Source organism: Pseudomonas sp. S2_B10, from assembly GCF_054668425.1.
The window spans coordinates 3,057,045-3,080,298 of the sequence record NZ_CP162768.1; the positions used below are offsets into that span (position 1 = coordinate 3,057,045).

Annotated in this window: 25 protein-coding genes; 10 read left to right on the top strand and 15 right to left on the bottom strand. The window is 60.3% G+C overall.

What is annotated here, in order from left to right:
- Positions 1-150: 150 nt before the first annotated feature.
- Entirely contained in the window at positions 151-1,209 is a 1,059-nt protein-coding gene (locus tag AB4O45_RS13790) for a PA0069 family radical SAM protein (protein ID WP_150637319.1), read from the bottom strand.
- Between the two features lie 271 nt (positions 1,210-1,480).
- Between AB4O45_RS13790 and AB4O45_RS13795 the strand changes: the two genes are divergently transcribed.
- Positions 1,481-1,756, top strand: coding sequence for a hypothetical protein (locus AB4O45_RS13795; RefSeq protein ID WP_095182282.1), 276 nt, complete (start codon positions 1,481-1,483; stop codon positions 1,754-1,756).
- Between the two features lie 59 nt (positions 1,757-1,815).
- Here the strand turns inward: AB4O45_RS13795 and AB4O45_RS13800 are convergent, their stop codons facing one another.
- Genes AB4O45_RS13800 through AB4O45_RS13810 form a run of 3 tightly spaced genes read right to left on the bottom strand, consistent with a single transcriptional unit; the run spans position 1,816 to position 5,660 of the window.
- On the bottom strand, positions 1,816-3,117 hold the full coding sequence (locus tag AB4O45_RS13800) for a c-type cytochrome (protein ID WP_460160197.1): 1,302 nt from the start codon (positions 3,115-3,117) through the stop codon (positions 1,816-1,818).
- 12 nt (positions 3,118-3,129) lie between these two features.
- Positions 3,130-4,914 (bottom strand): GMC family oxidoreductase, encoded by a 1,785-nt coding sequence (locus AB4O45_RS13805; RefSeq protein WP_415760932.1) that lies wholly within the window; start codon positions 4,912-4,914, stop codon positions 3,130-3,132.
- A 2-nt stretch (positions 4,915-4,916) separates the two neighbouring features.
- On the bottom strand, positions 4,917-5,660 hold the full coding sequence (locus AB4O45_RS13810) for a gluconate 2-dehydrogenase subunit 3 family protein (RefSeq protein WP_056791272.1): 744 nt from the start codon (positions 5,658-5,660) through the stop codon (positions 4,917-4,919).
- A gap of 280 nt (positions 5,661-5,940) precedes the next feature.
- Between AB4O45_RS13810 and AB4O45_RS13815 the strand changes: the two genes are divergently transcribed.
- Positions 5,941-6,588 carry a phosphatase domain-containing protein gene (locus AB4O45_RS13815; protein WP_256807407.1) on the top strand — a complete coding sequence of 216 codons (648 nt, stop codon included), beginning with the start codon at positions 5,941-5,943 and terminating at the stop codon, positions 6,586-6,588.
- 5 nt (positions 6,589-6,593) lie between these two features.
- On the opposite strand, the gene AB4O45_RS13820 is transcribed toward AB4O45_RS13815, so the two are convergent.
- From AB4O45_RS13820 to prlC, 3 genes are all read right to left on the bottom strand, one after another.
- On the bottom strand, positions 6,594-8,621 hold the full coding sequence (locus AB4O45_RS13820) for a M3 family metallopeptidase (protein ID WP_056791277.1): 2,028 nt from the start codon (positions 8,619-8,621) through the stop codon (positions 6,594-6,596).
- A 113-nt stretch (positions 8,622-8,734) separates the two neighbouring features.
- Positions 8,735-9,025 (bottom strand): YheV family putative zinc ribbon protein, encoded by a 291-nt coding sequence (locus tag AB4O45_RS13825; RefSeq protein ID WP_016772316.1) that lies wholly within the window; start codon positions 9,023-9,025, stop codon positions 8,735-8,737.
- Positions 9,022-11,073 (bottom strand): oligopeptidase A, encoded by a 2,052-nt coding sequence (gene prlC, locus AB4O45_RS13830; protein ID WP_460160198.1) that lies wholly within the window; start codon positions 11,071-11,073, stop codon positions 9,022-9,024. The genes AB4O45_RS13825 and prlC overlap by 4 nt, the downstream gene beginning before the upstream one ends.
- Positions 11,074-11,162: 89 nt before the next feature.
- On the opposite strand from prlC, the gene AB4O45_RS13835 reads away from it, so the two are divergent.
- Positions 11,163-11,708, top strand: coding sequence for a gamma carbonic anhydrase family protein (locus AB4O45_RS13835; protein WP_016772314.1), 546 nt, complete (start codon positions 11,163-11,165; stop codon positions 11,706-11,708).
- 28 nt (positions 11,709-11,736) lie between these two features.
- Entirely contained in the window at positions 11,737-12,387 is a 651-nt protein-coding gene (locus AB4O45_RS13840; RefSeq protein ID WP_073470769.1) for an HAD family hydrolase, read from the top strand.
- A 39-nt stretch (positions 12,388-12,426) separates the two neighbouring features.
- Here AB4O45_RS13840 and AB4O45_RS13845 read toward each other — a convergent pair whose 3' ends face one another.
- Positions 12,427-13,518, bottom strand: a complete 1,092-nt coding sequence (locus AB4O45_RS13845) for an aminopeptidase (protein WP_236167907.1) — start codon at positions 13,516-13,518, stop codon at positions 12,427-12,429.
- A 58-nt stretch (positions 13,519-13,576) separates the two neighbouring features.
- On the opposite strand from AB4O45_RS13845, the gene AB4O45_RS13850 reads away from it, so the two are divergent.
- Both AB4O45_RS13850 and AB4O45_RS13855 read left to right on the top strand, forming a co-directional pair.
- Positions 13,577-13,999, top strand: a complete 423-nt coding sequence (locus tag AB4O45_RS13850; RefSeq protein ID WP_056791288.1) for a PA0061/PA0062 family lipoprotein — start codon at positions 13,577-13,579, stop codon at positions 13,997-13,999.
- Positions 14,000-14,038: 39 nt separating this feature from the next.
- Positions 14,039-14,458, top strand: a complete 420-nt coding sequence (locus AB4O45_RS13855) for a PA0061/PA0062 family lipoprotein (RefSeq protein WP_016772310.1) — start codon at positions 14,039-14,041, stop codon at positions 14,456-14,458.
- Between the two features lie 7 nt (positions 14,459-14,465).
- Here AB4O45_RS13855 and AB4O45_RS13860 read toward each other — a convergent pair whose 3' ends face one another.
- Both AB4O45_RS13860 and AB4O45_RS13865 read right to left on the bottom strand, forming a co-directional pair.
- Entirely contained in the window at positions 14,466-14,705 is a 240-nt protein-coding gene (locus AB4O45_RS13860; RefSeq protein WP_460160199.1) for a DUF1161 domain-containing protein, read from the bottom strand.
- A gap of 240 nt (positions 14,706-14,945) precedes the next feature.
- Positions 14,946-15,377, bottom strand: a complete 432-nt coding sequence (locus AB4O45_RS13865; protein WP_016772308.1) for an OsmC family protein — start codon at positions 15,375-15,377, stop codon at positions 14,946-14,948.
- Between the two features lie 240 nt (positions 15,378-15,617).
- On the opposite strand from AB4O45_RS13865, the gene AB4O45_RS13870 reads away from it, so the two are divergent.
- Entirely contained in the window at positions 15,618-16,619 is a 1,002-nt protein-coding gene (locus tag AB4O45_RS13870; RefSeq protein ID WP_460160200.1) for an LLM class flavin-dependent oxidoreductase, read from the top strand.
- 164 nt (positions 16,620-16,783) lie between these two features.
- On the opposite strand, the gene AB4O45_RS13875 is transcribed toward AB4O45_RS13870, so the two are convergent.
- Entirely contained in the window at positions 16,784-17,008 is a 225-nt protein-coding gene (locus tag AB4O45_RS13875) for a DUF1161 domain-containing protein (RefSeq protein WP_071173980.1), read from the bottom strand.
- Between the two features lie 129 nt (positions 17,009-17,137).
- Positions 17,138-17,353, bottom strand: a complete 216-nt coding sequence (locus AB4O45_RS13880) for a dodecin (RefSeq protein WP_016772305.1) — start codon at positions 17,351-17,353, stop codon at positions 17,138-17,140.
- Positions 17,354-17,519: 166 nt separating this feature from the next.
- Here AB4O45_RS13880 and AB4O45_RS13885 point away from each other — a divergent pair, with 166 nt between their 5' ends.
- Positions 17,520-17,846, top strand: coding sequence for an ElaB/YgaM/YqjD family protein (locus AB4O45_RS13885; protein ID WP_039757078.1), 327 nt, complete (start codon positions 17,520-17,522; stop codon positions 17,844-17,846).
- Here AB4O45_RS13885 and AB4O45_RS13890 read toward each other — a convergent pair.
- Complete coding sequence (locus tag AB4O45_RS13890; RefSeq protein ID WP_252885102.1) at positions 17,819-18,736, bottom strand: LysR family transcriptional regulator; 918 nt, start codon at positions 18,734-18,736, stop codon at positions 17,819-17,821. The genes AB4O45_RS13885 and AB4O45_RS13890 overlap by 28 nt on opposite strands.
- Positions 18,737-18,849: 113 nt before the next feature.
- Here AB4O45_RS13890 and trpB point away from each other — a divergent pair, with 113 nt between their 5' ends.
- Together trpB and trpA are read left to right on the top strand one after the other, a co-directional pair.
- A complete protein-coding gene (gene trpB, locus AB4O45_RS13895; protein WP_016772302.1) occupies positions 18,850-20,082 on the top strand; it encodes a tryptophan synthase subunit beta in 1,233 nt (410 codons plus the stop codon).
- The gene (gene trpA, locus AB4O45_RS13900) at positions 20,082-20,891 is read left to right on the top strand and encodes a tryptophan synthase subunit alpha (protein ID WP_252868560.1); all 810 of its coding nucleotides are present in this window, start codon (positions 20,082-20,084) and stop codon (positions 20,889-20,891) included. Before trpB ends, trpA begins: the two co-directional genes overlap by 1 nt.
- Positions 20,892-20,949: 58 nt before the next feature.
- Here the strand turns inward: trpA and AB4O45_RS13905 are convergent, their stop codons facing one another.
- Positions 20,950-22,911 (bottom strand): DUF7844 domain-containing protein, encoded by a 1,962-nt coding sequence (locus AB4O45_RS13905; RefSeq protein ID WP_315435052.1) that lies wholly within the window; start codon positions 22,909-22,911, stop codon positions 20,950-20,952.
- Complete coding sequence (locus AB4O45_RS13910; RefSeq protein WP_041476450.1) at positions 22,908-23,228, bottom strand: DUF2388 domain-containing protein; 321 nt, start codon at positions 23,226-23,228, stop codon at positions 22,908-22,910. The genes AB4O45_RS13905 and AB4O45_RS13910 overlap by 4 nt, the downstream gene beginning before the upstream one ends.
- Positions 23,229-23,254: the final 26 nt, after the last annotated feature.

The window sequence follows — 23,254 nt, forward strand, 5'->3', positions numbered from 1 at the left end:
ACCCGTCAGTCACTCGATGAACAAGGTAGCCGCCGAAACTTAACTGAAACTGAATCAAACGCTCTAGAACGTGTGTTCCAGGTCACAAAAAACGTGACTGGCGTGTTTCGGCGGAAGGATTCCAACCCGTCAACCCAAAGCCAATTGTCGCTAAATCAACGACATCTGGCGACCCGGCGGACAGAAGGCCGAGCAGTCGAGGTTATAGCCCTCGCGTTTGTTCAGGCCAAGCTTTTTGATGGCCTTGGCAAATCTTTGTGCGAGCAGGTCTGCAAACGGTCCTTCACCGCGCATGCGCGCGCCGAATCGACTGTCGTAGAGTTCACCGCCGCGACTCTGGCGGATCAGGCTCAGCACATGGGCGGCACGTTGCGGATAGTGCGCCTGCAACCACTCCTCGAACAGCGGCGCGACTTCCAGCGGCAGGCGCAGCATCATGTAGGCAGCGCTTTGCGCACCGGCGGCGTGGGCCTCGTTGAGCAGGCTTTCGATTTCACTGTCATTGATCATCGGAATCATCGGCGAACACAGCACGCCGACTGGAATGCCTGCTTCGCGCATCACCCGGATCGCGCGCAAGCGTGCCTTGGGCGCAGCGGCGCGCGGTTCAAGGATGCGTTTAAGTTCGTCGTCCAGGGTGGTCAGGCTGATCATCACCGACACCAGCCGTTGCTGCGCCAACTCGGTCAGCAAATCGAGATCGCGCAGAATCAGCGAACCTTTGGTGACAATGGTCACCGGATGCCGGTAACGCAGCAGCACTTCCAGGGTCTGACGGGTGATTTTGTATTCGCGCTCGATGGGCTGATACGGGTCGGTATTTGAGCCGAGATTGATCGGCGCACATTGATAGCCGGGTTTGCTCAGTTGTTCTTCAAGGATCTGGGCGGCATTGGTCTTGGCAATCAGCCGGGTTTCGAAATCCAGGCCCGGCGACATGTCCCAATAGGCGTGGCTGGGCCGTGCGTAGCAATAGATGCAGCCGTGTTCGCAGCCGCGATAGGGATTGAGCGAACGGTCGAAGGGCAGATCCGGCGAGGTGTTGCGGCTGATGATCGATTTGGCCTTCTCGATGATCACTTCGGTGTTTTGCGTCTCTGGCACTTCCTGATACCAGCCATCGTCCTCGGCCACCGAACGACTGGGCGCAAAGCGGTTGTGCGGGTTGGTCGCGGTGCCGCGACCGCGAGGTGGCAATGGAGTAGACATGAAAACGCCCCGATACTGTATATGCGCACAGTATCGGGGCGATCCTCATCTGGCTAGTGCCGTCGGGCGAGTGATCAGTTGTGGTTGTTCATGTCCGCTATGTTCGCGGAGAGGAACAGCATTCAGGGCTTTCTCTGATCGTAACCGACGTTCCCACAACTGTGTGCACATACACCCTGTCAGATATGACAGTAGACGTGGTTGCAAGCGCCGTCTTAGGTTAAAGCCTCATGACTAATAATGTCTTGCCAACCGGAATGGATTGAATGTGATGCCAATCAGAATTTTGCTTGAAATTGCAGACATGGAACGCGACGGAAGTCCCGAGGTTGTTTTTTATCATTATGGCGATAACGCCACCGAAATGATGGACTACGACTACGCGCTATTTGCCTCTTCATCGCAGGCAAACGATCGCTATGACCTGCTTTCCGAAGAGGTTATCGATAGCGACGGAGATGGCGATATCGATAACCATGACAAGAGACTGTACTTGCAGTTGGCGGATGCGTTTGTGCAGTTCAGAGGTCTGAAATCGACACGATGAACACCGCTGACTCAACATGCGAAGTCATGTCGTGCCAGCGGTCTGTCGACACATTTCGCTCAGTTATGCGAGGTGAGCTGCCCAAGATCGTCACCGGAGGTCTGCTTCATATCCTCCGTACGCAACTCGGCAACATCGGCAGCTTTCACTGGCGCACCCTTGTTGCCCCAGCTGCCACGAATGAAACTCACCACATCCGCGACTTCCTGATCCGACAGGCGCCAGGCGAAACCGGGCATGGTGAAGGTCGATGGCGCGGTGTGCGTTGCCGGCAAAGTCCCGCCCTTGAGCACGATGTGGATCAGCGATGTCGGGTCATCCGTCTGCAGCACCGGATTGCCCGCCAGCGCCGGGAACACCCGGGTGTAGCCCTGGCCATCGGTACGGTGGCAGGCTGCGCAGTTGTCGATGTACACCGACGCGCCGCGTTGGCTGTCGTCGCCGTTCCACAGCGCTTTGGCCACTTTCTCGTCGTACTGATGCGGCTGATCCGCCGGGTCATTGGCCGGCAGTGATTTGAGATAACGGGCAATCGCGGTGAGGTCGGCGTCGCTCATGTACTGCATGCTGTGGGTGACCACATCGCCCATGCCGCCGAACACTGCGCTGCGATCACTGCGCCCGGTCTTGAGGAACTGCACCAGTTGTTCTTCGCTCCAGCTGCCGAGGCCATCCTTGTGATCGCCGCGCAGGCTCTTGGCGATCCAGCCTTCCAGCGGCGCACTGCCGGCGAGGAATTCGCTGCCGTCCGCCGCGCTCAGGGATTTTTCCTGCATGGTCAGCGCGCGCGGGGTATGACAGGCACCGCAGTGGCCGAGGCCTTCGACCAGGTATGCGCCACGATCGATCACCGGATCGGCCGATGTGGCCTGGTAATCCTCGACCTTCGGCGCAAACAGCCAGCGCCAGCCCATCAGCGGCCAGCGCATGCTCAACGGCCAGGGAATGTCGCTGGCCTTGTTCTCCTGCGCCACCGGTTCGACGCCGTGCATGAAGTAGGCGTACAGCGCTTGCATGTCGGCCTGGTTGACCCGCGCGTAGGACGGATACGGCATCGCCGGGTACAACGTGCTGCCGTTTTTGGCCACACCGTGGCGCACGGCCTGATCGAAGTCTTCGAAGCTGTAGTCGCCCAGACCGGTCTTGTCCGGGGTGATGTTGGTCGAGTAGATCGTGCCGATCGGCGTCTCCATCGGCAGACCGCCGGCGAACGGCTTGCCGCCCTTGGCCGTGTGGCAGGCCACGCAGTCGCCGGCGCGGGCAAGGTATTCACCTTGCTTGATCAGATTTTGATCAACATCGGCCGCATAAATTGCAGTGCTGCCGAGCAGGGCGACGGTGGCGATAACGAGGGTTTTCATGGTCATCGCTCCTTAAGCCTGCACCAGCGGGCCGGGGTTTTTCAGGTATTGCTCGCGGATCGCTTTTGCCGACCAGTAGGTCAGCGCCGCCACCAGCCCGGTCGGGTTGTAGCCCAGGCCCTGCGGGAACGCCGAGGCGCCCGGGACGAATACGTTGTGCACGTCCCAGCTCTGCAAATAGCGGTTCAGGGCGCTGGTCTTCGGATCGGTGCCCATGATCGCGCCACCGTTGAGGTGGGTGGTCTGGTACGAGGCGGTGTTGAAGTGATCGCCGACCTGCTTGCCGATCACTGCAATGGCTTTCGGGCCCATGGCTTGGGCGATCTTGCCCATTTTCTCGACCATGAAGCGGTTCATCTTGATGTCGTTTTCCTGCCAGTCGAAGGTCATGCGCAGCAGCGGCAGGCCGTAGGCATCGCGGTACACCGGATCGAGATCGAGGTAGTTGCCACGGTAGGATTGATGCGCGCCGTGGGCGTCCATCGACACCTGGTGGGTGTAGTAATCGGCGGTGGCGCGTTTCCATGCGCTGCCCCAGGCCGGTGTGCCCGGCGGGTTCGAGGTGCCGGCAATCGGTCGACTGCCAGCCTGGTTGACCCACATCGGCGAACCGCCGACGAAGCCGTGCGGGCCGTGGTCGAAGTTGTCGGCGTTGAAATCGTCCACCGCCACGCCGTTGCCGCCAGCGCCGATGAAGTTGTTGGTGTGGGTGTCCTTGTCGAAGAAGGCCTTGATGGTGGCCATGTTCTGGTAGGCGAAGTTACGCCCGACCACGCCTTCGCCGCTGATCGGGTCGTACGGTTTGCCGATCCCGGACAGCAGCATCAGACGCACGTTGTGCAACTGGAATGCGCCGAGGATCACCAAATCCGCCGGCTGCTCGATCTCGCGGCCCTGGCCGTCGATGTAGGTGACGCCGGTGGCTTTGCTTTTCGTGCTGTCGAGGTTGACCCGCAGCACATGGGAGTTGGGCCGCAGCTCGAAATTCGGCAGGGGCTTGAGCGCCGGCAGAATGTTCACGTTCGGCGAGGCTTTGGAATACATGTAGCAGACGTAGCCGCTGCAGAAACCGCAGAAATTGCACGGCCCCATCTGTGCGCCGTAGGGATTGGTGTACGGCCCCGAAGTATTGGCGGAAGGCAGGTTGTAGGGTTTGTAACCGACTTCTGTAGCCGCCTTGCCGAACAGCTGTGCGGACACGGTGTTTTTCTGCGCTTGAAGCGGAAACGGATTGGAGCGATCCGCCGCATAGGGGTTGCCGCCCTTGCCCTGACCGACCAGTTGGCCTTTCACCGTCCAGGCCTGGCCGGAGGTGCCGAAGACTTTTTCCGCGAAGTCGAAAAACGGTTCCAGCTCTTCATAGCTGACGCCGAAATCCTGAATGGTCATGTCTTTGGGGATGAAGCTTTTGCCGTAGCGTTCTTCATAGTGGCTGCGCATGCGCAACTCGATCGGGTCGACACGAAAGTGCACGCCCGACCAGTGCAGACCGGCGCCGCCGACGCCATTCCCCGGCAGGAACGCGCCCAGCTGGCGGTTGGGCAGGGCGATGTCGTTGACGCTGTGGCGAATGGTCACCGTCTCTTTGGAGATGTCCTGAAAGAGTTTCTTGCGCACGCTGTAGGTGAGTTCGTCGATCACCTGCGGATAGTTGCCGTCGGGGTAGGTGTCCTGCATCGGCCCGCGCTCCAGCGCCAGCACGTTCAGACCCGCCTCGGTGAGCTCCTTGGCCATGATCGCGCCAGTCCAGCCAAAACCGACGATGACTGCATCAACCTTCTTCATTACCGTTGCCATGCTTACGCCCTCTCGCCGCGAATCGACACTGCCGGGAAGGGGTATTGCTCGTTGCGTTCCACCCAATCCATGAAATCGGCGCGGGCGCCGGGGAAACCGATCATGGTCCAGCCGACCATGCCTTTATTGCCACCGTGGATCGGGTCACAGAAGAAACCTTCCTTGGTATTTTGCAGCAGCAGGTTGAAGAAGATCTTCGCCGGCACCGCATCGAACTGCGGCTTGCCGGCTTCCAGTTGCTTGAGCAAATCGTCTCGGGTAGCGCTGTCTTGCTCGGCAAATGTTTTACCGCTCAAACCTTTTACCCACTGATCCGTGGCGGCGATGCCGAGGCGATAGATGTCTTTGGGCACCAGTTTGCTCTGCCAGCCCATCTCCGGTGCCGCGTCGGCATTGAACGGGCCTTGCATGTACCACAGGGCACCGGCGGCGTACGGGGTGTTCATCTGCCGGTCGATGTATTCCGGCACGCCGGCTTCGAGGGCACCGGGGCCTTGCGCGTCGTTGGGGATCAACTGGGCGACGGCGGCATTGATGAATGCCCATTCTTCAGCGGTGAAAAAGCTCGGCTGATAGTCACCAGCGACAGAGGCCGGTTTTGCTGCGGCCGGCGCCGGTGTGCTTTCAGGTGCGGCTTGCAGCACGCTGCTGCCCAGGCCGGTACCGGCAAGCGTGACCACCGGAATCAGGGTCAGGGATTTGCGCAAGAACTCACGCCGCGGGTTGTCTCGATCTTGATCAGACATGGGGGGCACCTCATCAGGCATAGAAGTCAGCCGCTTCTGCGAGCAGCTCGAGGAATTTTGCGTTGCGACGATCAGGGTTCGGTCGGGTAAAGGCCGATCCCTCTGCAACATCATGTGACAAATGGTAGCAGGCTAAGCATCAAGAAAAACCGTTTTCCCGGAAAAAAGCCCGGCGAGGCGCCGATTCACGTTTCTTTGACGACCGGCTCACGGCGCGTTGACCGCTCAAAAGCGAAGCTGCAATTCCTCCCATGAAGATTGCCGAAACGGTCAGCCCAGCATGTATCGAGTGCGCTTTTTCCCCGCGTTATGTTTCTCGCTTGTTGCACTGTTGCATGGCATTGCCGCCCGGGCGGCCGACGCCACGCCATCTCGCCCGGCCGAGTGGGCGCAACCGGTAGAGGCGCAGTTCAACCTGTTCCGCATGTCACCGACGCTGTATCGCAGCGCCTTGCCCAGCCGCAGTGCGGTGCCGCTGTTGAACGATCTGCATGTCGTCACCGTAATCAACTTCCTGCCTGACGCTGATAGCGACTGGCTCTCCGCGCCGGGCATCAAGCAGGTGCAACTGCCGTATCGCACCAACCACGTCGACGACAGCGATGTGCTCAAGGCTCTGCGCGCGATTCAGTCCGCCGAAGCCGACGGCCCGGTGCTCATGCACTGCAAGCACGGTTCTGACCGCACCGGTCTGATGGCGGCGATGTACCGGGTGGTGGTGCAGGGCTGGAGCAAAGAGCAGGCGCTCAAGGAAATGACCGAGGGCGGTTTTGGTGACAGTCAGCATTTCCACGACAGCGTGCGCTACGTGATGCAGGCCGATGTTGATCGGTTGCACGAAGCCCTGATCAATGGCGAATGCAGCACCAGTGCATTCGCCATGTGTTCGATGAAGAGCTGGTTCGACTCGGCCCACGTTCAGCGTTGATCAGTTCAATCGGCTGGCGCAGGAAACAGTGCGCTGTCGATGGGTTTTCCGAGAAAGGCTTGCAGTGCGGCGGGCAGTGCCTGTCTGTCCCCCGAGAGCAGGTGTTCGCGCATGTCGCGGCCCGTCTGTTCGTTGAACAGACCTTCACGTTCGAAGCGCTTGAACGCCTCGCTCGCCAGCACACCCGACCATTTGTAGGCGTACAGCGAAGCCTCATAACCGGTAACCAGATAATCGCAGCTGTTGGCGAAGCGGCAGTAGGCCGGGATGGACAGGTGCGCGAACTCACTTTGCACATCCTCGACTACTTGCTGAACAGTGCGACCGTCACCGTGACAGCGGTGCAGTTCGAAGTCGACCAGCGCGTTCAGCAACAGCATTGCCGTTTCCCGGCTGCGCTGGATGCCTGTGGCGGAAAACGCGGTATTGGCCTGCGCTTCGGACAGACGCTCACCGCTCTGGTGATGCGTACCCAGCCAGCGCAGGAATTGCCCGGATAACGCCCATTTTTCGAACAGTTGCCCGACAAACTCGGCAGCGTCGCGGCTCAGATGCGAAATGCCGGACAGGTTGTAATGCGGCGAACGCGTCAGCACGTGATGCAGGCAATGGCCGAATTCGTGCAGCAGAACGCGCAGATCCTGCGGATCCAGCAGGTGCGTTTGCCCGTTTTCCGCTGCCGGGTAATTGCATTGAAGCGAGGCAATCGGCAGTAATGGTCGGCCTTCGGCGGTGATCCGTCGATTGCGCAGTACACCGGTCCAGGCATAGTCGTTGCCCGCGTCGCGGTGGAACGGGTCGATGTAGATGTAACCAACCGGTTGCTGACGCTCGCTGATTTCGAACAGGCGAACATTTTCGGCGAAACGCTCGTGGACGGTATTTTCGCTGATGCTGATACCGAACATATGCTCGCTGAAGCGGCAGAGGCTGTGCAGTGTGGCTTGCAGCGCGAAGAACTCGCGCAGGTCCTGCTCCGTGCCGCCGGACTGCTTCAGGCGTAATTGCTCGGCGAGGAAATCGTGATCCCACGCTTCTAGCTGTTCAACCCCGTGCTCGCGGGCCAAGGCCTGCAATTCATCGGTCTCGCCCGCCAGTGACACGGCATTGCGGGCGATCTGCTGGCGCAGAAAACGGCCAACCTGATCGGTACCGGTAGCCATACGGTTGTGCAGGCGCAGATGGGCAAAGTTGTCAAAACCCAAGAGCCGGGCTTTGGCATGACGTGCGGCCAGCAGCGTCTGCAAAACCGGCCCGTTATCGAAGCGACCGGCCTGTGGCCCCTGATCCGAAGCGCGGGTGCACCAGGCTTTGAAATACTCCTCGCGCAGTCCGCGGTGTTGTGCCCGCCTCATGACCTGTTGGTAAGTGTTCTGATCCAGGGTCAGCCGCCACCCGGGCAGGCCGGCCTTGTGGGCATTGGCGGCCAGATGCGCCCGCATTTCGGCCGGCAGTCCCGCCAATAGCGCGGCATCGTCGATGTCCTTGCTCCATGCCGCGTTGACCGATTTGAGGTTGCTCATGAAGCGCTTTTCCAGCAGATCGATTTCGCCGTTCAATCGCGCCAGATCCTTGCGCTGCGCACTCGACAATTCGCTTCCCGCCAAGTGAAACCGGCGCAGGATTTTCGCCAGCGAGGCTTTGCGTGCATCACTGAAGCTGGCGGCTATGGAGCTCTGTGCCAATCGTTGATAAACCTGGAGCAACTGTCGATTGCCGGCCTTCGCAGTCTTGTAACGCTGCGCGGCGTGCGTACTCAGGGCTTCCTGCATCAACCACTGGGGCTCATCGGCATGACTGATCGAGAGGAATTCGATGATCGCCATGGTTTCATCCAGGCGCGCATCGGCTTCATCGATGGCAATTACCACGTCGTCCCAGTTGGGATGATCGACCTGAGTGGCGATGACGTTTTCGATGATCAGCAGGTTGTCGGCAACGATGCGCTCGACTGCTGGCAGCAGATGTTCGGCGCGTATCGCCGCCCAGGGCGGCAACTGCCAATGTTGCAGGAGTGGGTTGGTGTCAGGCATGGCGTCTTCCGTGAGAGAGGGCTGGATTGGCCAGCCTAATCAGGAAGCGCAGAGGCAAGGTGGTGGATAGATACCGCCACCTGCCGACGATGATCGGCAGGCAGCGGTCGTTGTCATTGTTGCTCGTCGGGCTTTTTCTTCAACTTGGGGTTGGGGAAGAACTGCACCGCCTGAACCTTTTTGTCGGCGGCAGGCTTCAGCGCGCTGGTATTGACCCGCGTGCCCAGCTCTTTGGGCACCGACAGGCCTTGCTCGTTGAGCGTGTCGGAGTAACCGCAGGCCACGCATTCGCGGTGCGGCACGCCGTCTTCGTTCCACATCATCAACTTGTCCGGCTCGCTGCACGCCGGGCAGACCGCCCCGGCGATGAAGCGCTTCTTGGTGATCACAGGGCCGTCGCTCATGCTGCCGCGTCCTCACTCAGGCCGCTGTGGCGAAGCAGCGCGTCGATCGACGGCTCACGGCCCCGGAAGTCGACGAACAGCACCATCGGTGCCTGGGAACCGCCGCGCGCCAGAATCGCTTCGCGGAACGCCCGACCGGTTTCAGCGTTGAGCACGCCGTCTTCCTCGAATTTCGAGAAGGCGTCGGCGGACAGCACTTCAGCCCACTTGTAGCTGTAATAACCCGCCGCGTAACCACCAGCGAAAATGTGCGCAAAGCTGTTGGGGAAGCGGTTGTAAGCCGGTGGACGCATCACCGACACCTCGTCACGCACGCCCTCGAGCACTTGCGCCACGCTGCGGCCATCGCCATGGGTGGCATGCAGTTCGAAGTCGAACAGCGAAAACTCCAGCTGACGCACCATCATCAGCCCGGACTGGAAGTTCTTCGCCGCGAGCATTTTTTCCAGCAGGTCCTGCGGCAGTGGCTCGCCAGTCTCGTAGTGGCCGGAAATCAGCGCCAGGCCTTCCGGCTCCCAGCACCAGTTTTCCATGAACTGGCTCGGCAGCTCGACCGCGTCCCAGGCCACGCCGTTGATGCCGGATACGCCAGCGTGTTCGACGCGGGTCAGCAGGTGATGCAGGCCGTGGCCGAACTCGTGGAACAGGGTGGTCACTTCATCGTGGGTCAGCAGCGCCGGTTTGCCGCTGTCGGCCGGAGTGAAGTTGCACACCAGATTGGCCACCGGGCTTTGCAGCACGCCGTCGATGGTGCGGCGACGGTCGCGGGCGCCGTCCATCCACGCGCCGCCACGCTTGTTGGCGCGGGCATACAAGTCGAAGAAGAAGCGGCCGACGTGCTGACCGTTTTCCTTGATCTCGAACAGGCGGACGTCCGGGTGCCAAGTGTCGAAGCCTTTCTGCTCGGCGATCTCGATGCCGTACAGACGCTGGACGATGGCGAACAGGCCGCTGAGGACTTTGTCGATCGGGAAGTAGGCACGCAGGGTTTCCTGAGCAACGCTGTAACGCTGCTCGCGAAGTTTTTCACCGTAGAAACCGCTGTCCCAGCTTTGCAGATCGGCGCAGCCCTGTTCGGCGGCGTAAGCGCGCAGTTGTTGCAGATCCTGCGCGGCGAACGGCTTGCTGCGCTGGGCCAGATCACGCAGGAAACTCAGCACCTGATCACTGGATTCGGCCATTTTCGTCGCCAGGCTCAGTTCAGCGAAACTGGCGAAGCCCAGCAGTCGGGCCAGTTCCTGGCGCAGGTCGAGGATCTCTTCCATCACCGGGCCGTTGTCGTTCTGCCCGGCATTCGGGCCTTGATCCGAGGCACGGGTGCAGTAGGCGGCGTAGACTTCTTCGCGCAGCGCGCGGTCTTGCGCGTAGGTCATCACCGCGTAATAGCTGGGGAATTCCAGAGTGATCAACCAGCCATCCAGACCTTTGGTTTGGGCGGCGGCAGCCATTTGCGCCTTGGCCGAATCGGTCAGGCCGGCGAGGGCGGCTTCATCGGTAATATGTTTGGTCCACGCCTGAGTGGCGTCGAGCAATTGGTTGGAGAAGCGGCTGCCGAGCTCGGACAGCTTGCTCTGCACTTCGGCGTAACGTTTCTGCTCGGCTTCCGGCAGATCGATACCCGACAGACGGAAATCGCGCAGGGCGTGTTCCAGAATGGTTTTTTGCGCGACGTCGAAACTGGCAGCTTCCGGACTGTTGGCCAGCGCTTCATACGCCTGGAACAGTTCGCGGTTCTGGCCCATTTCGGTGGAGTAGGCGCTCAGAGCCGGCAGGCACGACTCGTAGGCTTCACGCAGTTCGGCGCTGTTGCACACGGCGTTAAGATGGCTGACCGGGCTCCATGCTGCACCGAGGCGATCGTTGAGTTCATCCATCGCCAGCACCAGACCGGCCCAGGTCGGGTTCTTGCCCTGGGTCTTGAGGATCTCGGCGATGGCGGCGCGGTTGTCCGCGAGGATGGTTTCGATGGCGGGCAGGACGTGTTCGGCACGGATCGTGGAGAACGGCGGCAGGTCGTAGGACTGCAAAAGAGGGTTGTTCACGCTCACGGTTGGCACCTTGGCTGGAAGAAACATGCGCCCATCTTAATTACAATCGGCACTCACCGCAGCTATCGGCGACAGAGAGAGAACTAATCGTGTCCCTTCGCAAATACCAGAATCACACACCCCGCTTGAGCAACGGCGCATTCGTCGACGGTTCGGCGGTGGTGATCGGCGACGTCGAAATTGGCGCAGACAGCTCGGTCTGGCCGCTGACGGTGATCCGTGGCGACATGCACCGCATCCGCATCGGTGCGCGCACCAGCGTGCAGGACGGCTGCGTGCTGCACATCACCCACGCCGGCCCGTTCAACCCGGACGGTTTTCCCTTGCTGATCGGCGATGACGTGACCATCGCCCACAAGGTCATGCTGCACGGCTGCACCGTTGGCAGCCGCGTGTTGATCGGCATGGGCAGCATCGTCATGGACGGCGCCGTGGTCGAGGACGACGTGATCATCGGCGCCGGCAGCCTGGTGCCGCCGGGCAAGCGCCTGCAGAGCGGCTTCCTGTATGTCGGCAGCCCGGTCAAGCAAGTGCGCCCGCTGACCGATAAGGAAAATGCCTTCTTTACGTACAGCGCGGCGAACTACGTCAAGCTCAAGGACCTGCATCTGGCCGAAGGCTACGACCAGCTCTGAATTGCCCTACACCAGCTCAGGAACTCTCATGCATTACCAGACCGTACTGTTCGACCTCGATGGCACCCTGACCGACCCGCGTGAGGGCATCACCCGCTCAATTCAATTTGCCTTGGCCAATCTCGGCATCGACGAACCGGACCTGAGCAAACTGGAACACTTCATCGGCCCGCCGCTGCTGCAAGCGTTCATGCAGTTCTACGACTTCGACGAGGCCAGGGCCTGGGAAGCGGTGAATTTCTATCGCGAGCGCTTCAAGGTCACCGGGCTCTACGAGAATCGGGTGTTCGACGGGGTCACGCCGTTGCTGGAAACCTTGAGCGGGCAGGGGCGGCAGTTGTACATCGCCACCTCCAAACCGTGGGTGTTCGCCCGCGAGATCGCCCGGCACTTCGACTTCGCCCGCCACTTCAAGGTGATCTACGGCAGCGAGCTGGACGGCACGCGGACCAACAAGGTTGAGTTGATTGCGCACTTGCTTGAGGAAGAACGCCTGGACCCGGCACAGACCCTGATGATCGGTGATCGCAAGCATGACCTGATCGGCGCGCGCAGCAATGGTCTCGATGCAGCGGCGGTGGGCTATGGATTTGGCAGCTTCGAGGAATTGAACGCCGAATCACCGGCTTATCACTTCGAAACTTTGAATGCGTTGCATCAGGCTTTTTTGCAGCGCTGAGCAGATGGCTATCGCTGGCTTGCCAGCGATGAGGCCCGTTCAGCCGCTGGTGGACTCAGGAACTGCCAAGGCCCTCAAAGCCGCCTTACGCTCATCAACCGGCAATCGCCCCAACCGCTCAACCTCGGCATAGAACCTCAGCCAATCCCCACCCACTTGGTTGAACAGCGCCGCAAACGCCGGCACCCACTGGTCATACAGCCCGAACGGCAACAACCGCGCATTGTTCAGCGGCGCATTGACCCAGGCGTCATAGCGCTTGTCCCCGGCCCACTGACTGTCGCGCGTTGCCTGATACTCCCGGCGCAAGCGCTCGAATTCAGCTGCTTTGTGCTCACGCATTTGCTCAACCGACAGCGGCTGCGCATACAGCGTCTCCAGTCGTGAACGCGTGGCGAGTACCAGTTCGATGAATTGGTCACGCTGCTTGAGCCTCGCATCCGACTCTGCCGGTAGCCCGCGAAAGGCGCGCCATTGCCGCGTACCTTCCTGCTCGACAAACGTGGCAAATGACTCGTTGAATTCGGTGTCGTCCTTCACATAGAACTTCTGGTGCGCCAGCTCATGAAAGATCAGCGTGGCCAGTCGCTCATCGCCCCAGCCCATCATCGAATTGAGGATCGGGTCATTGAACCAGCCGAGCGTCGAGTACGCCTCGACCCCGCCGATCGACACATCCATACCCTGCAAACGTTGAATCGCCGCTTCGCCACGGGCGGCGCTCTGGCTGTAGTAGCCGCGATAGGCCACGCAGCCGGCAATCGGGAAGCAGTGATTCTGCGGTGTCAGGGAGAACTCTTGAGTAGCGAACACATTCCACACCACGTAGGGGCGATGGATATCGGCGTACAGGCGATAGCTCTGGTTATCCGGCAAATGCAGATGCTCGCTGGCAAAGGTACGGGCCTTTTGTGATTGAGCCAGATGCGCGCGCAATTTGGCATCGCGGCTGGGGTCGGCAATGACCTTCTCCACCGGCTCCCGGGCGCGCAGCAATTGCAACTGGCCGCTGGCGAGCTGGCTGTAATAGCTGACGCTGGCGCAACCGTTGAGCAACAAAAACAACACACCCGGAAACAAAATCGGAAAAACGCGATCAAGTAACCCAAGGCTGGAAAACGGCCTGATCAAAATAAGAAATTCCCCGGAAAGTCTGCCCCAAGACTATCCCGCCTCAAGGAGCACCGCTATGCGCATGTTCATGCTGACAGGAGGCCTGCTGACGCTGGCCGGTTGTGCCGGATTCGGAATGCCCGACCCCGACCCCTCGCAAGCCTGGATCGATCTTGACGCTCGCCAACACGACACGGCGCTGCAAGCCGTTCAAGTCGATGCCACCCAGGCCATCGACAAACGCTATTTCGAAGTGCAGCCCGGGAGCCATGAGCTGAAGGTGCGCTATCAATTCCCGGTCGAGGCCACCAACATCGGCCCGACTGCCGAACCGCTGTGGCGCGATTGCCAGTTGAGCGTGAAATTCAAGGACTTCAACGCCGGCCAGCGCTATCAGCTGCAGGCTGGCAGCATCGGCTTCAGGCCTTGGGCCAAGCTGTATGACGAACAGCGCAAGGTTGTCGGTCAGGGCACACCGGCGGGCTGTCAGAGCAGTTGATCGGCGCTATGCTGGAAATCCCGTCTAAGGATATCGATCATGCGCAAGTTGACGACATTGCTGGCCGCCAGTGTGCTCGCCGGTTGTCAGAGCCCGTTGCCGGCGGCCGATCCAGACAAAGCCTGGGTCGACTTCGCCATGCCTACCCCCGGCGGCAAAGTGCTGATGGCCGAGCGCCTGGATAAACAGCGCTTGCGCGACGGACGGTTTTTTCAGGTGACGCCCGGTAGTCATGAGCTCACCGTGCGCTTTGACTTCGAAGTATTCGGGGGTGGTCAGGGCATGGATACCGATCCGCAAGAGCGGCTGTGTTACATGACCGTGCCCTATGAACACTTCGAGGCCGGGCAGCGTTACCGCCTTGAGGCCCGATCGCTGGCCTTCACGCCAAGTGCACGCTTGATCAATCGTCAGGGGCAGATCGTTGCCAACGAGCGGCAGATCAATTGCGTGCCGTGATAGGCAATCAGCTATCGTTTTTCTGATAGATGATTCGCTTGGTGCCGTTCTCGCAAGAACCAACGATCATGGCTGAGTCATGCTGCTTCGCCTCCTCCGCCGTGATGATTTCCAGGGTGTACGTTGGGACCGCTTTCGCCTGAATTTTGACCTCGATTTCCTTTCTAAGCTTTTCGCAGTCCTTGGGGGCTGCGAAAGCGGAAGTGGCCAGTGCACTGCAAAGGATCGCCAAGCCAATACGTTTCATCGATGAAGCTCCTTGAGGCAGCGCGCACGGGTGTGCGCTGAAGCTGCTGTCGATTATTCGACCACAATTCTGCGGAGCGGGTTCTGACTTTGCTCACACCTTGTATTAATTGCCGGCCGCTGAGCAGGTTTCTAGACTGCCTTCGCGAGCAAGCTCGCTCCCCCACTGGATCTGCGCCGTGCACAAATCCCCTGTGGGAGCGAGCCTGCCCGCGAAAGCGTCAGCCCTGCAAACGCCCAATCAGCTGACCAGCGAAGCCTCGAGGGTGATCTTCGCGTTCAGCACTTTGGAAACCGGGCAACCTTCCTTGGCCTTGTTGCTCAGTTCTTCAAACTGCTGCTGAGTTGCGCCTGGAATCTTCGCCTTGAGAATCAGCTTTACCGCAGTGATTGCGAAGCCGCCGTCAACCTGATCGAGGGTGACTTCAGCGTTGGTGTCGATGCTGTCTGCCTTCAGGCCGGCATCGCCGAGAATCATCGAAAACGCCATGGAAAAGCAGCCGGCGTGGGCCGCGCCGATCAGTTCTTCCGGATTGGTACCCTTGCCGCCTTCAAAGCGCGCCTTGAAGCCGTACGGCGCTTCGCGCAGTACGCCGGTTTCGGTGGAGATCGAGCCGAGACCGGTTTTCAGATCGCCTTCCCAATGCGCCGATGCCTTTTTCACGATAGCCATGTCTGCCTCCTCAAATGTGGCGCGGGACGCCGCGCCTTCGCGGTTTTTACTAGCAAGGCTTCTGAGGATAGACGGCGGAACAAAGTTCAGCCTGACTGAATCGTTGACTTTTTTAGTAGGAAATTTCGCCGCTGCTATTGAATCTCGGGTATATGCCCTCATTCCATAAAACACGCTTATGGATTTGGCAGGTTTTCGCTCGCAAGAAAAACCTGCCTCCCCACCCGGAGATGCAGGTTCATGAAAAAACTGTCCGACGTAAAATTTTCCACCCTCGACCTGGTGCCAGTGCGCGAAAACGGCAGCGCAGCGCAATCGCTGCGCAACTCGCTGGATCTGGCACAACATGCCGAAAAATTCGGCTACACGCGCTTCTGGGTCGCCGAACATCACAACATGGACGGCATCGCCAGTTCGGCAACTTCGGTGTTGCTCGGCTATCTGGCCGGAGGCACGTCGACGATCCGCGTCGGTTCTGGCGGGGTAATGCTGCCCAACCATGCGCCGCTGGTGATCGCCGAGCAGTTCGGCACCCTCGAGAGCCTGTATCCGGGGCGAATCGATTTGGGCCTGGGCCGCGCGCCCGGCTCTGACCAGATGACCGCCCGCGCCTTGCGCCGCGAGCGCTCGGGCAGCGCTGACGACTTCCCTGAAGACGTTGCCGAACTGATGCGCTACCTCGGCCCGCGCACTCCGGAACAACGGGTGATCGCCATGCCCGGCACCGGCACCAACGTGCCGGTCTGGCTGCTCGGCTCAAGCCTGTTCAGTGCGCAATTGGCGGGTGAGCGCGGCTTGCCTTACGCCTTCGCCTCGCACTTCGCGCCGCGCTTCATGCACGAGGCGATCCGCATCTACCGCAATCACTTCAAACCGTCGGCGGTGCTCGACAAACCGTACGTAATGCTCGGCGTGCCGCTGGTGGCCGCCGATACCGATGAGCAAGCCGATTATCTGGCGACGTCGGTGTACCAGCGCATTCTTGCGCTGATGCGTGGTCAGAGCCTGGTGCAGCGTCCGCCGGTGAAAACCATGGACGGCCTGTGGCTGCCCCATGAACGTGAAGCGGTGGGCGATTTCCTCGGCCTCGCCATGGTCGGCGGCCCGCAGAAGATCCGCGCCAAACTGGAAGTGTTGATCGAGCAGACCCAGGCGGATGAGCTGATTTTCACCACTGATCTTTACGAACACGCCGATCGCATCCATTCCTACGAATTGTTGGCCCAAGTCATGAAGGGATAACGCGAACCCTTGTAGGAGCTGTCGAGTGCAACGAGGCTGCGATCTTTTGATTATGATTTGAAATCAAGATCAAAAGATCGCAGCGTCCCGCAGCTCCTACCCGGAAAATCATCGTCCACAAAAAAGCCGACGCATCCACGTCGGCTTTTGTATTTCAGGCGCAATCAACCTCGCTTGTAGACGATGTCCTTGCTGCCGCCTTCGCAACTGCCGACGACGTCGCCATCAGCGGCCGCACCCTTGTCGACAACTTCCAGCGAATAACCGGATACGCCTTTGGCGTCGAGCTTCGCGGCGATTTCGCTTTTCAGCTCTTCACAAGGCTTGCCGGCTGCAAACGCACCACCCGCAAGGCTCAACAAACCTACTGCCAACATGAACTTCTTCATCGGTCGCACTCCCTGGTCGGATTGAATGAGGCGGGCATCGGGTCATCCACCCGATGCGCTCACCTTGTAGCGCTTTGCCATTCCCTATGGCACTCGGCCAGCGCGCAAGTTCAGAAGACTAGCTCAAACTCAGCTGGCGGCAATCTTGAAGCCGACTTTCAGCGTTACCTGAAAGTGCGCCACCTGGCCGTTTTCGATGTGGCCACGGGTTTCGGTCACTTCAAACCATTCCAGATTGCGCAGGGTTTTGTTGGCTTCGGCCAGTGCGTTGTTGATGGCGTCTTCGATGCTGGTGGTGGACGAACCGACCAGCTCGACTTTCTTGTACGTGTGATGGTCACTCATGGCGTTCTCCTTGGGTTGGAATGGCGTGTGAAATTGAGCCTAGCAGGCAATTGCACTGTTGATTTCGGCGCCGCTGCGCTGGCGAAGTTCAGAATTTCTGCACTTTCTCGAAGTGGTGAAGTCCCAACCAACACACGCCACTCATCACCAATGCAGGAGAGCCACCATGGCCAACACCTCTTTACGTAAAGCCTCGTTGCAAAGCATGGAAGCCGAGATCGAGAGTCTGCTCAAATCGTTGGAAAGCTTGAAAGACGATGCTTCGGACGAGTCGCGCAAGACCCTCAAGGCGCTGAAAAGCAATGCCGAAAGTGCACTGAAACATTCCCGTCATCTGCTCAGCGACGCGTACGAAGAAGTCAAAGTGAAAACCCGCGAGACCGGCATTGCCACTCGTGACTATGCGCAGGAACACCCATGGACCACGGCTGGCGTGGCTGTCGGTGCAATCGGTCTGCTCGCTGCCTACTTTTTGTTCAAGCGCGGTGAGTGATCAGGCTGGCGCAGCTCGTTTTTGAGCCACTGCGCCAGTTGCCGGGCGCGCCCGTCCGCGGCGCGCTTGGGTAGCCACAACGCCAGTTGCGCCGGGGTTTCGCAGAAGCCCCACGGCGCAACCAGGCGACCCGCCTTCAGGTCTTCAGTTACTAACGGCTCCGGTGCGATTGCCACGCCGAGACCTGCAACAGCCGCCTCCAGCAAATAATACAAATGCTCAAAACCTTGCCCGAGCTTCAACGCCTTGGGATCGAGGTGGTTTTGCTGCGCCCAGCTGGGCCAGGCTTGCGGGCGAGAGGTGGTGTGCAGCAAGGGCTGCTTGAGCAATTCTGCGCCAGGAGCGTCGTGCAGGTTCTGATAACCACTGAATAACGGGCTCATCACCGGGCCGATGCGTTCCGCCGCCAGTTCATAGACCTGCATATCGGCCGGCCACGGTGGCTCGGCGAACAGCAATAGCGCATCGAGTCCCGGGCGCCGAGGGTCGAGATCGCCTTCACCGGCCGACAGGTGCAGTCGCAGATCAGGCAAATCGGCATTCAACCGCCCCAGGCGCGGAATGAACCAGCGCGCCAGCAGACTCCCCGAACAACCAAGCACGAACGGCGCATCGGCAGTGCTTTGGGTCAATTCCGCACAAACAGTGCGCAAGCGATCGAACGCCTCAGCGCTGGCATCGCGCAGACGCACGCCGGCATCTGTGAGTTTCAAGCCGCGCCCATCCTTCACGAACAGACTCACGCCGAGATGTTCTTCAAGCGCTTTCAGCTGGCGGCTGACCGCGCCGTGAGTGACATGCAGCTGCTCGGCAGCCTGACTGACGCTGTTCAGACGGGCGGTGGCCTCGAAGGCGCGCAAGGCATTGAGCGGGGGAAGGTCGTGGCTCATGGTATCTGTGAGTTTTCCTGACAGGTTGCGGCGATCTTATCGGTTTTCAGCCTGGAAAGTCAGGGGTAGAGTGGTCGTCATTGTCTTCTGACCGAATTCACCTGGAGCGACCCATGACCCAGACTTCGAACACCTCTGATCTGCGTAACGGCCCTGACGCCAACGGCCTGTTCGGTGCGTTCGGTGGCCGTTATGTAGCGGAAACCCTGATGCCGTTGATCCTCGACCTGGCCCGCGAATACGAAGCGGCCAAGGAAGATCCGGCATTCAAAGAAGAATTGGCCTACTTCCAGCGTGATTACGTCGGACGTCCGAGCCCGCTGTATTTCGCCGAACGCCTGACCGAGTTCTGCGGCGGCGCCAAGATCTACCTCAAGCGTGAAGAGCTGAATCACACCGGCGCGCACAAGATCAACAACTGCATCGGCCAGATCCTGCTGGCGCGGCGCATGGGCAAGAAGCGCATCATCGCCGAGACCGGCGCCGGCATGCACGGCGTGGCCACGGCCACCGTCGCTGCGCGTTTCGGTCTGGACTGCGTGATCTACATGGGCACCACCGACATCGAACGTCAGCAGGCCAACGTCTTCCGCATGAAGCTGCTGGGCGCTGAAGTCATTCCGGTGGTGGCTGGCACCGGCACCCTGAAGGATGCGATGAACGAAGCCCTGCGTGACTGGGTGACCAACGTCGACAACACTTTCTATCTGATCGGCACTGTGGCCGGCCCACACCCTTATCCAGCAATGGTCCGCGACTTCCAGGCCGTCATCGGCAAGGAAACCCGCGATCAGCTGCAGGCTCAGGAAGGTCGTCTGCCGGACAGTCTGGTGGCATGCATCGGTGGCGGTTCCAACGCCATGGGCCTGTTCCACCCGTTCCTCGATGACAAGAGCGTGGAGATCATCGGCGTCGAAGCCGCCGGTTACGGCATCGAAACCGGCAAGCACGCGGCCAGCCTGAACGGCGGTGTGCCGGGCGTGCTGCACGGTAACCGCACCTTCCTGCTGCAGGACGACGATGGGCAGATCATCGACGCCCACTCGATTTCCGCTGGCCTCGACTATCCGGGCATCGGCCCTGAACACGCCTGGTTGCATGACATCGGCCGCGTCCAGTACACCTCGGTGACCGACGACGAAGCGCTTGAAGCGTTCCACAAATGCTGCCGTCTGGAAGGGATCATCCCTGCCCTGGAAAGCGCTCACGCCCTGGCCGAAGTGTTCAAACGTGCACCGAAGCTGCCGAAGGATCACCTGATGGTGGTCAACCTCTCGGGCCGTGGCGACAAGGACATGCAAACCGTAATGCACCATATGCAACAGTCGCAGCAGGAGAAACACTGATGAGCCGCCTGCAAACCCGCTTTGCCGACCTCAAGCAACAGAACCGCGCCGCGCTGGTGACCTTTGTCACCGCTGGCGATCCTGACTACGACACTTCGCTGGCAATCCTCAAAGGCCTGCCGGCGGCAGGTGCCGACGTGATCGAACTGGGCATGCCGTTCACCGATCCGATGGCCGATGGCCCGGCGATCCAGTTGGCCAATATCCGCGCACTGGGCGCCAAACAGAATCTGGCGAAAACCCTGCAAATGGTTCGCGAATTCCGTGAAGGCAACAGCGACACGCCGCTGGTGTTGATGGGTTACTTCAACCCGATCCACAAATTCGGCGTCGAGCGTTTCATCACAGAAGCCAAGGATGCCGGCGTCGATGGCCTGATCGTGGTCGACATGCCACCAGAGCACAACGAAGAGCTGTGCGACCCGGCGCAGGCTGCTGGCCTGGACTTCATCCGCCTGACCACGCCGACCACCGACGACGCGCGCCTGCCGCGTGTGCTCAACGGTAGTTCCGGTTTTGTCTACTACGTGTCGGTCGCGGGTGTCACCGGCGCCGGTGCAGCGACTCTGGAACACGTGGAAGAGGCGGTTGCGCGTCTGCGTCGGCATACCGACCTGCCGATCAGCATTGGCTTCGGTATCCGTACACCGGAGCAGGCTGCGGCCATCGCGCGTCTGGCTGACGGTGTGGTGGTGGGCTCGGCGTTGATCGATCACATCGCCAGTGCCGATACGCCTGAGCAGGCCATCGATGGCGTGTTGAGTCTGTGTTCGGCGCTGTCCCAAGGCGTGCGCAAGGCTCGCGTCTAAAGCCGCAGGGGAAATCAAAAAGGCTTCAGAACAGGCGTTCTGAAGCCTTTTTTTGTGCTCAGGGCAATTGCAGTCCGCCCGAAGCCTTGTGCAGTTTGCGCAGATGCTCGCCAATCTGTTTCACGTTGGCCTCGCTGGCGGCAATCTCGGCGGCGCGCTTGGGTTCGAGCAGCTTGCGCACTTCAGTATCGAGGTCGCCGGACAGGGCGAGCAGCTTCTTCTGCCGTTGGCTGCTTTCCGCTTCCAGTCGGCCAAACTCGCTCGGCTGCGGTAGTCCGTAACCTTTGGAGTCGAGCAGTTCCGCCGGGCGGCTGAGGAAACCACTGTTGGCGAGGATTTCCTGCAAGGTCGCGTTGGCCTTGTCCATGCCGCCGTTCTCCAGCTCGCGGGCGCCGAGGTAGCGTTGCTTGACCTCGTCCTGGGCCAGCAACAACTGCCGGCGGAAACTGGCTTGCTCCAGCAGCAACAGCGCCGCGCTGGTGCGCAGGTCGGCGCGGTCGAACCATTCGCGGCGTTGCTCAGCGCTGAGTGACAGCCAGTCTTCGACAGTGGTCTGCTTGATCGGCAGCTGCTTCTTCAATACATCGAACATCGCTTGATAGCGATCGCGGAACGAGTCGAAGCGGTAACCCAGACGCAGCGCTTCTTTCGGATCGTCGAGCACACTGGTGTCGGCCAGACCACGGCCCTTGAGCACTTCCAGCAAGCCGTTGGGCATGATGCTGTCGAGGCCGACCAGTTGGCTGTTGTTGCTGCCGCTGCGCAACAGTTTTAAACCTTCTACCGCGCAGTTGTTGGACAGGAAGAAATAGTTGCCGTCGTAGCTCCAGTGCATCTCGGCGGCATGTTCGACCACGCCTTCGATTTCCTCGCGAGACAGGTTCAGCGGCACTGAAGCGAGGCTGCGCAGCTCGGTCTTGGTGTATTCGTCGATCACCTGTGCCAGCGGCAACACGAACAGCCGCGACGGGTATTTGCCGACCAGTCCGTCCCAGCTCGACAGCTGCACATCGCCAACGAAGGCGCGATAGGACAGCACCAGGTGCTGGTCGAGGTCGAGGCGGCAATCCGGGCCACGCGGGCGACCGGGGGCGCAGATCACCAGGCGCAACATGCTGTGGCCCCAGCGGCTGACCCAGTTCTGATTGGCTTCGGCCAGCAGGTAATCGACAGCGTAGACGCGCTCCGGATCGACTTGCCCCAGAGGCTGCTTGGCGAAGTCATTGCCTGCATTGAGAAAGGCAAAGCTCTTGCTGCAGGTGTCCTGCGCTGGCGGCGCCCAGCCGAAATGTTCCTTGTAGTAGCGATACAGCGCCGGGCGGCGGCAGGCGTAGCTCGGGTCGAGGAGGAAGTACTCCATGTTGACCGCGACAAATTCCTTGGGACTGGAAATTTCGTAGAGGTCCGGGCTGCGCGCGATCTGCCGGTTGTGTTGTTCACGCTCGCCGCGGCGGCCGACGTATTGCTGCCACCCGGCGAGGTCAAGCAGGCGCGGGTCATCGCTGATGGTGAAGCGCCGACCGTTCTGCCCGCGACACTCATCGGGAATACCGATCAGCCCGGCGCTGTTGAAGCGTCGGGTGCAGCGCTGGATCAACGTGCGTTCGGCGCTTGGCCATAAACGCGCGCGGTCGTAGATATGCGTGATTTCGTGCAGCACTGTGGCTAGCAGTTCCTGGCGCACAGTGCCGTGGGGGCGATTGGTTTTCTCTTTCGCCGCGCTGCCATCGGTGAGAGCTGCGAGAAGCTTGCGATTCAGATCAAGTTCGGCAACCAGCGTCGCCTGCCCGTAAGCATTGGCCGGCATGTCGTCGGTCCAGCCGACATCGATACGCCGATCCAGCCGCTCGATGAAGCTCGGCGGCAGTTTCGCCATGGCCTCATCAATCAGCGCCTGACTGGCCTGTTGTTGAGCGGGGCTCAGACCCTCGGTCTTGAGCCGCAATTGCAGGCCGGCGTGGGCGCTGTTGCCAAGCAGCAACAACGCCCCGGCCAGCAGCCAGGCGCCAACGGACCTCACAGTGCGAGGATGGCTTCGGCGAGTACCTGGTCACTGGCGTCGCGCGCTTCCGGCACCCGTGTACGCAAGGTGTTGAGAGCGGCTTCGAGGTGCGCGCCACGGATGTCGCCGTTGCTGGCGACGAAACTGGCGGCGTCGTCGTGGGCTTCGCGGATGATTTTCGAATCGCGAATCGACGTGGTGGTATCGGAAGTGAAATCGATGCTGCGCTGGGAGGCACGAACGATGATGTTACTGGTGGCTACCAGGGTGTGCGCCTGGGCCACATCGGCCAACACAAACAGGCCAAGGGCGGCAGCAATCAGCGGGCTACGCATGGAACGACTCCGGAAGGACAAGGATA